Annotated in this window: 8 protein-coding genes; 7 read left to right on the top strand and 1 reads right to left on the bottom strand. The window is 60.6% G+C overall.

Going from position 1 to position 7,643, the window contains the following annotated elements; genetic code table 11:
* A partial coding sequence (locus VGI36_08900; protein ID HEY2485255.1) for a hypothetical protein occupies positions 1 to 383 on the top strand: 383 nt, incomplete at its 5' end.
* Here the strand turns inward: VGI36_08900 and VGI36_08895 are convergent.
* Complete coding sequence (locus VGI36_08895; protein HEY2485254.1) at positions 360 to 770, bottom strand: hypothetical protein; 411 nt, start codon at positions 768 to 770, stop codon at positions 360 to 362. The two genes, VGI36_08900 and VGI36_08895, sit on opposite strands and share 24 nt — an antisense overlap.
* Before the next feature lie 607 nt (positions 771 to 1,377).
* Between VGI36_08895 and VGI36_08890 the strand changes: the two genes are divergently transcribed.
* The 6 genes from VGI36_08890 to VGI36_08865 all read left to right on the top strand — a co-directional run.
* Positions 1,378 to 3,774: a TonB-dependent receptor gene (locus tag VGI36_08890; protein ID HEY2485253.1), complete on the top strand. Its 2,397-nt coding sequence runs from the start codon at positions 1,378 to 1,380 to the stop codon at positions 3,772 to 3,774.
* Between the two features lie 27 nt (positions 3,775 to 3,801).
* Positions 3,802 to 4,488: a MotA/TolQ/ExbB proton channel family protein gene (locus VGI36_08885; protein ID HEY2485252.1), complete on the top strand. Its 687-nt coding sequence runs from the start codon at positions 3,802 to 3,804 to the stop codon at positions 4,486 to 4,488.
* Positions 4,485 to 4,886 (top strand): biopolymer transporter ExbD, encoded by a 402-nt coding sequence (locus VGI36_08880; GenBank protein HEY2485251.1) that lies wholly within the window; start codon positions 4,485 to 4,487, stop codon positions 4,884 to 4,886. Before VGI36_08885 ends, VGI36_08880 begins: the two co-directional genes overlap by 4 nt.
* The gene (locus VGI36_08875; protein HEY2485250.1) at positions 4,883 to 5,635 is read left to right on the top strand and encodes an energy transducer TonB; all 753 of its coding nucleotides are present in this window, start codon (positions 4,883 to 4,885) and stop codon (positions 5,633 to 5,635) included. Before VGI36_08880 ends, VGI36_08875 begins: the two co-directional genes overlap by 4 nt.
* A 153-nt stretch (positions 5,636 to 5,788) precedes the next feature.
* Positions 5,789 to 7,366 (top strand): TldD/PmbA family protein, encoded by a 1,578-nt coding sequence (locus tag VGI36_08870; GenBank protein ID HEY2485249.1) that lies wholly within the window; start codon positions 5,789 to 5,791, stop codon positions 7,364 to 7,366.
* Positions 7,366 to 7,643: hypothetical protein (locus VGI36_08865; GenBank protein HEY2485248.1), on the top strand; the 278-nt coding region annotated here is incomplete at its 3' end. The genes VGI36_08870 and VGI36_08865, both read left to right, overlap by 1 nt.

The following is a 7,643-nucleotide window of genomic DNA, read 5'->3' as shown; positions in this document are numbered from 1 at the left end:
TGGCGCTTGCACCCAACAACAAGGTCTCCGGCGGACGCCTGCTCGGCTCCCGGACCTCACCTTCCGCCAATCGCGCCGCGGTCATGCTACGGCGTTGTGCGATGAGTCTGGGTAGAACTTCCACCGCGCTCGGCGCCTTCTATCGCCGTCTCGCGATGCGAGTCGGCAAGGCCAAGGCGATTACCGCCACTGCTCGCAAACTCGCGGTGCTCGTCTACCGGGTACTCGCGGGCCAACTTCTCTACCACGACACCGGCGCCGAGGCTTACCACCAGCTCGATCGCGCCCGCGAACTAAAGTCGCTGCGCAAGCGTGCCAAACTGCTTGGCTTCGACCTGCTGGATCGTTCTACTGGTGAACTACTTGTGAATCCTGCTTCTTGAGAGGCCACCAGCCGCGTAGTGGTCGCCGGTAAACGCGATCGGAGTGACGATCGTCGGGTCGGAACTCCAGAGCCAGTTCGAGCGGGTCGCGGAAACCCCATCAATTTCCAAGAACTCAGACGGCTGCCCTCCATTGGATGGAACGGTGAAGAGCTTCCAGATCCCGGCCGGCGCGCCTCCAGCGCATCCGGTGGAAATGTCACAACGGCCGAAGAGGATCGTTTTTCCATCGGGCGACCACCGTGGCCAGTAGTCGACTTGGCCCGGCGTGTGGGTCACATAGCGAAATGGCTGCGCCGAAACGCTAGGGGCGATGTGCGGTAACGTGACCAGTACGGGGACCAGAGCAACGATGACTAACCGTCTGCTCAGCCAAACCGATTCCATTTTTCTACTAGAACGCATGTTTCTTTAAAATTAGTAGATAACAACGATCCTGCATGCGCTTGAGTGTAACATGGGGCGTACGGTGGCGACTTGAGGACCGCCGGTCTTGCACGGCGACTGCGTTGCGAATAAAAATCGGGCCGAGCAACCGACCGGAAGAACGATTTTGATCCGCCGAACTGAAACCGCCCAGGGCGGGCCTCGCCCGATCACCGCGATCTTCGCGGCGGCCCTGATCGTCTTTATCCAGCTGGTCGGCACCGCGCACTATCACAACTTGCCCAGCTCCTGGCACGCCGCCCAGACCCAAGTCAGTGCCGACCCCGAACTTTGCCCCGTCTGCCTAATCGCTTTCCACGCGCCAGCCGCTTCTTCTCCAGCGCCGGCGCAGCACTCGCCCGAAGTCGAAATCCACTCCGTTTTCGCGTCCAATTCGGGTGAGACATCGGAAGTCGCGTTCGAGTCTCACTTCGGCCGCGCTCCGCCCGCATCGCTCTAAGCGTCCGCTTCTTCGAAACAACTGAATCTCGAGCGCACGTGGTCTTGTCTACGTGCCCAGCCGCGCAGGGCGCACAGAATGGCGCGTGCCCTGCGCAGGAGTTTTGCGATGCGAGAATGGAAAGTGTTGGCCGCGTTAGTTTGTCTGCTTCAGATCGCGGCGGTAGGAACGATTGCGAACGCGGCGGAAGGTGGCGCCAAAAAAACCGGCAAGGTCGTAACCGGAACGGCTAGCGATGCGCTCGGACGTCCAATGGAGGGCGTTAAAGTGATCCTGCAGACCAACGACGGGCGAATTATCGGCCGTTCTATCAGTGACAAGAAGGGTCACTTCGCCTTTTCAGATGTGGCACCGGGCACCTACGAGGTCGTCGCGAACAAGGCCGAATTCAAGACCGCCCTCGCCTTAGTTACCGTCACCGCTGCCGGGGCGAAGCCGGTCGAGCTCGCGATGGAGGCACAGACCGCGCTTAGTCTCCAGTTGAGAGCGCAAAAGCTTAACCAGGCGCGCAACGATCTAAGCCCTGAGACGGGTAGCAGCGTCTACCGTTTCACGCAGCAGTCAATTCAAGAGATGCCCGCAGGTAACAACACCCCGATGAACCAGGTGCTCCTCCAAGCGCCCGGGGTAGTGCAGGATTCCTTCGGCGCACTGCACATCCGCGGCGAGCACGCGGAGATTCAGTACCGCATCAACGGCATCGAATTGCCCGAAGGAATCGCCGCGGGCTTCTCGCAAACCTTGAGTCCGCGCATGGCTTCCAGCATCTCTCTGCTCGAAGGCACTCTGCCCGCGCAGTACGGCTACCATACCGCCGGGGTCGTTTCGATCCAGACCAAAACCGGCGAAATTGAAAACGGGGGCAACCTCGGCATGTATGGCGGGCAGCGCGGGACCCTGAATCCGAGCATGGAGGTAGGGGGGACCAAGGGAGACCTGAGCTACTACGCGACTGGGTACTTTCTGCAGAACGATCGTGGTTTGGAACCGCCGACTCCCGGTCCCGAGGCGATCAATGACACAACTCAGCAAGGGAACGCATTTGGCATCGCCAATTACTTCGTAAATTCAACCACCAGGGTCTCGGCATTTGGTGGCTTCAACGTTGCCCACTATGACATTCCCGCCAATCCCGGCCAGAAGCAGGTCTTTACGCTCGCGGGCACCCCGGTCTTTCCCTCCGCGGACGTCGACGAGACCCAATTCGAGCAGAACTACTTTGGGGTGGTCGCTCTCCAAGGCGTCTTGCATGAGGACATCGATTACCAGGTAGCAGGATTCACCCGGTATTCGACGCTGTCATTTCATCCCGATGACCAAGGCGATTTGATTTTCAACGGTCAATCAAGCAGGGTTTTCCGCAGCGACTGGGCCAGCGGTCTGCAGGGCGACTTCGCCTACCGAGGCATAGCTGACCATACTTTCCGCGCCGGATATCTCTTTCAGGGCGAGCGTGCTGAATTCGACAACCATACGCTCACCTTCCCGGGGACGACCGGGACGCAGACTTCCGATATCCCGATTCAGATCGTGGACAATCGCGCGGAGACCGTCTGGCTTTACGGCATTTACCTGCAGGACGAGTGGCGTCCGGCCGGAGCGCCCAAGCTGACCGTCAACTACGGCGCGCGATTTGATCTGTACGACGGATTCACGCGGTCTTTCCAGTTCAGTCCCCGTGTTACCGCGGCCTACCAGTTGTTTGAGCCCACCACCATACACGCCGGCTATGCGCGCTACTTCACACCGCCGCCTACCGAGAACGTAGCGACCACGGACATCAAGGCGTTCAAGAACACCGTGGCAGAGCCTGAAGTTAAAGCCGACTCCAACATCTCGCCCGAACGTGCCAACTACTTCGATCTGGGGGTGATTCAGAACCTGCCCTTCGGAATAAAGACTGACGTGGATAGCTATTTTAAACTCTCCAGCCAGCTCATCGATGAAGGACAGTTCGGACCGACGCTCATCTTTACCCCGTTCAACTACAATAGTGGTCGGCAATACGGCGTAGAGGTCGCAAACAGCTTGGATCGAAAGAATCTGTCGGCGTATGCGAACTTCACGTACTCGGTCGCACAGGGCAGTACGATCACCTCTGACCAGTTCCTGTTTTCAAGGGACGAACTGAACTTCATAAGTTCGCATTACATCTTCCTCGACCATGACCAGACCTTTACGAGCTCAGCGGGAATTGCCTACAACCTTTACGGCTTCCTCTTCACGGCCAACGGCTTCTATCAGAGCGGCCTGCGCAAAGGATTCGCCAACACCGGCAACCTTCCCTACTACATCCAGCTCAACCTCGGTATCGTGAAGAAACTGGTTTTGCCCGAGGTTGGCGGCGTAGAGCTCCGGCTGGTCATGCAGAACGCGAACGATCGCATCTACCAGATCCGCAGCGGCTCCGGGATCGGCGTGTTCTCTAGCCAGTTTGGCCCGCGGCGGGCGATATTTGGGGGTATCAAATGGGATCTACCTTGGGGTAAGAGCGCCGCGAACTAATGAAATTCCGAGGACAGAAGTATCGATATGAATGAACTCAGACTCGCTTGGGAGGCGCTCAGCTACGGCGGCGCGATGGTATATCCGCTGCTGCTGCTGGGTGCGCTCGCGCTGGTAATTATGCTCGATCGCGCAGTCGCATATTGGCGTTGTCTACGACTCCCGGAGGAAGTGGGGGGCCTGATTGAGACCTACGGGTTCGCCTGGAAAGATTTGGATCGGGAGATTGAACAACTGGGCCCTCGCAACGCCTATGGCAGATTCCTCGGCGTGATTTCCTCCAATCGCGATCATCCGGCGTGGTGGGTGGAATCGCGGGCGGGCGACGAGGCGGGGCGAATCGAGAAGACCATGAGCCGCGGACTCTGGATATTGGAGACCGTGGTGACGGCCGCGCCTCTGATGGGATTGCTCGGAACGATCACCGGCATGATGCAAGCGTTCCAGGTGATCGGTGGCTCCGGTCTGGTCGCTCCGACCCGGGTCACATCGGGTGTCGCGCAAGCACTGATCTCGACCGCGCTGGGATTGCTGATCGCTCTGATTGCTCTGTTCGGCTTTAACTTCTTTTCGCGTGCGCAGTCGCAGGCGCTTGACCATATGGAGCGCCTCGGCTCGAAGCTCGCCGATCACATCCGTCTCGACCAGGAATCGGGCGGCGTCCGCAGCGTCCACCCGGTTCACGAGGCCGGCAAGGATCGGATGGCGTTATGAAGCTTCCGCGATCGCGCAGTTATCGTCACGGCCGCATTGAGATCATACCGATGATCGACGTGATGTTCTTTCTGCTGGTAACGTTCATGCTCGCATCCTTGTCGATGCAGAGTCTCAACTCGATCACCGTAAACCTCCCGCAAGGCAACGCACAGAATTTACAGCATGAGGAACCAGTCACGCTGACCATCACCAAGGACAGCCAGATTTTTATCGACAAGACACCTACCACCCTCGCGACCATGGCCTTTACGTTAAAGTCGATGCTCAACCGCGCCGACCCAGGTGTCGTCGTCAATGCGGATAGCGCCGCACCCGAAGGGATCGTCGTGCAAACCATGCTTCAGGCGCGACGCGCCGGCGTCGAGCATTTCCTGATTGCGGTAAAGCGCGAATGAACGACACCCTCCACCTGCCGCCGCTTGCGGACTTTGACCATCCGTGGCGACGCTTGCCCTGGGTCACCGCGGTTGCGATCGCGTTATGGATCGCGTTGCTCGCAGCATTCACGTTTATCCTCCAGGGCACTGAACCCAAGCCGTCGGAACTCAGGCCGCTCGAAGCGCAGATTATAGAGTTGCCGCCCGAGGTAGGCGGTCTCGCGGGCGGCGGAGCCGCGCCCGCTCACGCTGCCGCCACCCCCTCCAAACCCAAAGTCGCACCGCCGCCACCGCCGGTGGTGCACCGAAAGAAGCTGGCACCGCCGCCGCTGCCCGTGTCGCCGAATGGAACCGCGACCACCTCGACCGCCGCGCCTGCTCCGGTGCCTAGTGGCGCGGCAAGCGGCACAGGTAACGAGGGCTCGAGCGGGGTAGGCGGGTCGGCAGGAGCGGGCGCCGGCACGGGCAGCGGTACAGGTCCCGGCGGACTAGGCAGTGACAATCTCGGGGCGCACGCGATCTACGCGCCGGTACCCGAGATCCCGGATGACTTGCGCGAAAACGCGATTCAAACCGTCGCGGTTGCCCACTTCACGGTGACCTACGATGGCGTGGCTACTGTCTCCCTGATGACCAAGACCGAGAGCCCCCGACTCAACCAAATTATCCTCGACGCCCTCAAACAGTGGCGCTTCTTTCCAGCGATGAAGAACGGTGTGGCGATCGATTCGGAATTCGACCTGAAAATCCCGATTACCGTCCAGTAGCGTCTGTGTTGGCCTCCTCAGCTCCGGTCTGGCGGGCCTGAATCGGGAAGGCCAGGGCGAGACGAAAGTGGCCTCGAGACGCTCGCGCTGGCCGCGTGGCCAGCTTTCTCGCTCCCGAATTTCCTCTGAGCTATGGTGACCGGGAACCTGGCGATGGCTACTCGAGATATCTACGAGGCGATCGAATTTCTCAGATCGGAGGGCGAACCGGTGCTGCGCCGCTTCGCGCGGAGCAATCGCGGTGTCTCCTACGCCGAACTCCGCTTCGAGGTAGTTTCCCATCGATCCGCAGCTGCGACCAACGGCGCGCCCCGCGACAGCACCGAAAGCGAAAACGCTGCCTTCGGTGTGGCGGTACAGGTAAGCGCAGCAACGGGCTGTGTGGGGCACGGACAAGCAGGCGCCGAGGTAGGCGCGCTTGCCCGCAGGCCCACGAAGCTCGCCGCCGTGGTCCGCGCCGCCCTGCACAGCGCTTACGATCGCGCGCGGGTCAGTGCCCGCGAGAAATCCGTTCTCATAAAGTCGCTGGGCGCGGCCGCCCGCAGTCTGGAGGCGGTGCCAATCCCTGAACCACCCGTGATTCGCGACGAGGTCGAAGCGGTATTTCGCAACGATCCCCGCACCACACCCATCGACAGCCTCAAAAGACTCTCCCTCGATGCCTCCCGTGCGGTGAGCGGCCTGGGTCCCGGGATTGCGTTTAATGTTGCGGCCGCGATGACCGAGTTCAGGCGTGAGCTGTTCGTCAACACGAGCGGTAGCGTAATCGTTCAGTCGTTCGCGTTCTCGCAGGGCGATTGTTACGTGGTCGCGCAGGACGGAGAAGGACATCAGGAGAGCTACGATACCATCGGCCAACAGCGCGGTCTCGAATGCCTGGAAGAAGGTTGGCACGGCGAACTGATGCCGAATCCGAATCAGTCCGAGTTTTTCGTCGCGCTGGCGAAAGAAGCTCAGCAGCTCGCAGCCGCCCCCGTGCTTAGGCCGCCGGACGGCGAAGTCGTGGTGGTCACCGATCCTCACTTCAACGCTTTGATCGCGCACGAGATCGTCGGCCACCCCAGTGAAGCCGACCGCGCCCTGAAGATGGAAGCCGCGTACGCGGGCCGCAGCTGGTTCTTGCGCTCGCTGGCGGACAACGAACTCGGCAGCATGGTGGCGTCGCCGTTGCTGTCCGCATGTTCCGATCCCTCGCTCGATGGATACGGTCACTATCGCTACGATCATGAAGGAATGCCCGGACTGCGCGTGATGCATATCGATCGCGGCGTCTTCGCAGGATTCCTGAACTCGCGCGCTACTGCCGCGGTCCTTGGCGCCGAGCCCAACGGCTCCGCGCGAGCCAGCGAGATGTGGCACGTCCCGCTTATCCGAATGTCGAACACGTTTTTTCTGCCCGGCGAATCGCCCCATGAAAGGATAATCGCCGACGTGGATCATGGTTACTACGTGTGCGGCAACCTGATCCCGTCGATCGCGGAATCGCGCGAGAACTTCCGCATCTCCGCACGGCGGATCTACGAAATCGAAAATGGCCGCCTGGGCAGGCTCTACAGGTCCGGCAGCGTGATCGCGGACTCCAAGGAATTCTTCACCAACGTCGACGCAGTGGGCAACGACCTCCGTCTCATCGTGATTCCCAATTGTGGCAAGGGGCAGCCGATGCAGGTGAAGCGGATGTCCAATGGCGGCCCGACCCTCCGCTCGCGCGCGCGCTTGGGGGGCGGATGATGCTCCCGCGCGCCGAACTCAAATCCTTTGTTCGCTCCGCGGCCAAGGAGCTTTCGCGCGATCCGGATTTCGCTGAGTTCGAAATTTACGCCTCCTCGTCCGAACAACGCATCGCGCGGCTGGCCTACACCTCCGATATCCCGAGCCGCGGAGTCGAGGAAATCAAGTCGCTGGGCGCCGACGGCTTTCAGGTGCGAATCGTGAGGAGCCGCGACCGCCACGAAATCGGTACCGCATCCGAAGCCGGCGATCTCAGTCGCGAGGCTCTCCGCGGCGC

Source organism: Candidatus Binataceae bacterium, from assembly GCA_036495685.1.
Lineage (GTDB): Bacteria > Desulfobacterota > Binatia > Binatales > Binataceae > JAFAHS01.
Note: the sequence above shows the minus strand (reverse complement) of the source record. Positions and strands in the feature narration are given on the sequence as shown.

Bases quoted from the DNA above. Each gene is read 5' to 3' on its own strand.
- VGI36_08890 (HEY2485253.1), top strand. From the start codon at position 1,378: ATGCGAGAATGGAAAGTGTTGGCCGCGTTAGTTTGTCTGCTTCAGATC.
- VGI36_08880 (HEY2485251.1), top strand. From the start codon at position 4,485: ATGAAGCTTCCGCGATCGCGCAGTTATCGTCACGGCCGCATTGAGATC.
- VGI36_08875 (HEY2485250.1), top strand. From the start codon at position 4,883: ATGAACGACACCCTCCACCTGCCGCCGCTTGCGGACTTTGACCATCCG.
- VGI36_08895 (HEY2485254.1), bottom strand. From the start codon at position 770: ATGGAATCGGTTTGGCTGAGCAGACGGTTAGTCATCGTTGCTCTGGTC.
- VGI36_08870 (HEY2485249.1), top strand. From the start codon at position 5,789: ATGGCTACTCGAGATATCTACGAGGCGATCGAATTTCTCAGATCGGAG.
- VGI36_08885 (HEY2485252.1), top strand. From the start codon at position 3,802: ATGAATGAACTCAGACTCGCTTGGGAGGCGCTCAGCTACGGCGGCGCG.